The following is a 2,299-nucleotide window of genomic DNA, read 5'->3' on the forward strand; positions in this document are numbered from 1 at the left end:
CGTCGCCATCAACGGTTTCGGTCGCATCGGCCGCCTGGTCCTGCGCTCGATCGTCGAACACGGCCGCAAGGACATCCAGGTGGTCGCCATCAACGACCTGGGCCCGGTCGAGACCAACGCCCACCTGCTGCGCTACGACAGTGTGCACGGCCGCTTCCCGGCCGAGGTGAAGGTCGACGGCGACTTCATCGAGGTGGCGGGCCACGGCCGCATCAAGGTCACCGCCGAGCGTGACCCGGGCAAGCTGCCGCACAAGGACCTGGGCGTCGACATCGCGCTCGAGTGCACCGGCATCTTCACCGCCAAGGACAAGGCCGCCGCCCACCTGGAAGCCGGCGCCAAGCGCGTGATCATCTCGGCCCCCGGCGAAGGCGTCGACAAGACCGTCGTCTACGGCGTGAACCACGCGTCCCTGACCAAGGACGACCTGATCATCTCGAACGCGTCGTGCACCACCAACTGCCTGGCGCCGGTCGCCCACGTGCTGCAGGAGCTGTGCGGCATCGAGCGCGGCTACATGACCACCATCCACTCCTACACGGGCGACCAGCCGACGCTGGACACCCTGCACAAGGACCTCTACCGCGCCCGCGCCGCGGCCATGTCGATGATCCCGACGTCCACCGGCGCCGCCAAGGCCCTGGGCCTGGTGATCCCGGCCCTGGCCGGCAAGCTCGACGGCAGCTCGATCCGCGTGCCGACCCCGAACGTCTCGGTGGTCGACCTCAACTTCGTGCCCAGCAAGAAGGTCACGGTGGAAGAGATCAACGCCGCCATGGAAGCCGCCGCGGGCGGCGCGTTGAAGGGCGTGCTCGCCGTGACCAAGTCGCCGCTGGTCTCCATGGACTTCAACCACGATCCGGCGTCGTCGACCGTGGCCCTGCCGCAGACCCAGATGATCGACGGCGGCCTCGGCCGCATCCTCTCCTGGTACGACAACGAGTGGGGCTTCTCGACCCGGATGAGCGACACTGCCGTCCACATGGCGAAGCTGATCTAAGACAGCCATGACGTTCCGAACCCTCGACGACGCCGATCTGCAGGGCCGGCGCGCCCTGGTTCGTGTGGATTTCAACGTGCCGATGCAGGACGGGGCCGTCAGCGACGACACCCGCCTGCGCGCGGCGCTGCCGACCATCGAGAAGCTCCGTAAGGGCGGGGCGAAGACGATCCTCCTGGCCCATTTCGACCGGCCGAAGGGCAAGCGCGTCCCGGAGATGAGCCTCCAACCTGTCGTGGGCCCGCTCGCCAAGCTGCTCGGCGCGCCCGTGGCCTTCGCTGACGACTGCGTGGGTCCCGACGTCCACAAGGCGATCGAGGCCATGCAGGACGGCGACGTCCTGCTGCTCGAGAACGTCCGCTATCACGCCGGCGAGGAGAAGAACGACGTCGAGTTCGCCGAGGCCCTGGCCGCCAACGGCGACATCTTCGTCAACGACGCCTTCTCCGCCGCCCATCGCGCGCACGCCTCCACCGAAGGCCTGGCCCGCCTGCTGCCCGCCTACGCCGGCGAGCAGATGCGCAAGGAGCTGGACGCCCTGGACGCCGCGCTCGGCAATCCGCAGCGGCCGGTCCTGGGCATCGTCGGCGGCGCCAAGGTCTCCACCAAGCTCGACCTCCTGAACAACCTGGTCGGCAAGCTGGACTTCCTCGCCATCGGCGGCGGCATGGCCAACACCTTCCGCTTCGCCCAGGGCTACGAGATCGGCGGCTCCCTCTGCGAGAAGGATATGGCCGACACCGCCCGCGAGATCCTGGAGAAGGCCAAGGCCTCGGGCTGCCACGTGATCCTGCCGACCGACGTGGTGGTGGCGAAGGACCTCGCGCCGAACGCCCCGCACCGGATCGCCCATCTGGAGGGCCCCGACGGCGTCGCGGCCGACGAGAAGATCTTCGACATCGGCCCCAACACCACCAGGCAGGTGCTGGACGCCATGGAAGAGGCCAAGACCCTGATCTGGAACGGCCCTTTCGGCGTCTTCGAGGTGGAACCGTTCGACAAGGCGACGGTTGAGGCTGCGAAGCACGCCGCCCAGCTCGCCAAGTCCGGCAAGCTGGTGGCGGTCGCGGGCGGGGGTGATACGGTTGCGGCTCTGAACGCGGCCGGCGTCGCGCACGACTTCACGTTCGTCTCCACGGCGGGCGGCGCGTTTCTTGAATGGATGGAAGGCAAGGAGCTGCCCGGAGTGGCGGCCCTGGCCCGATAAAGGACAGGTGGGGACCTGATATGGCTCGGATTACGCTTCGACAGCTTCTCGATCACGCCGCCGAGCACGGCTACGGCGTCCCGGCGTTCAAC

Annotated in this window: 3 protein-coding genes; all 3 read left to right on the plus strand. The window is 68.2% G+C overall.

Translation table 11 applies throughout. From position 1 onward, the window contains the following. The coding region (gene gap, locus VGD44_RS01140) for a type I glyceraldehyde-3-phosphate dehydrogenase (RefSeq protein ID WP_331083000.1) at positions 1–1,000 on the plus strand (1,000 nt) is incomplete at its 5' end. 7 nt (positions 1,001–1,007) lie between these two features. Further along, positions 1,008–2,207 (plus strand): phosphoglycerate kinase, encoded by a 1,200-nt coding sequence (locus tag VGD44_RS01145; RefSeq protein WP_331083002.1) that lies wholly within the window; start codon positions 1,008–1,010, stop codon positions 2,205–2,207. 20 nt (positions 2,208–2,227) lie between these two features. Beyond that, positions 2,228–2,299: hypothetical protein (locus VGD44_RS01150; protein WP_331083004.1), on the plus strand; the 72-nt coding region annotated here is incomplete at its 3' end.

The organism is Phenylobacterium sp. (assembly GCF_036402295.1).
Classification (GTDB): domain Bacteria; phylum Pseudomonadota; class Alphaproteobacteria; order Caulobacterales; family Caulobacteraceae; genus Phenylobacterium.

Coding starts and splice junctions, on each gene's coding strand:
- VGD44_RS01145 (WP_331083002.1), top strand. CDS start 1,008: ATGACGTTCCGAACCCTCGACGACGCCGATCTGCAGGGCCGGCGCGCC.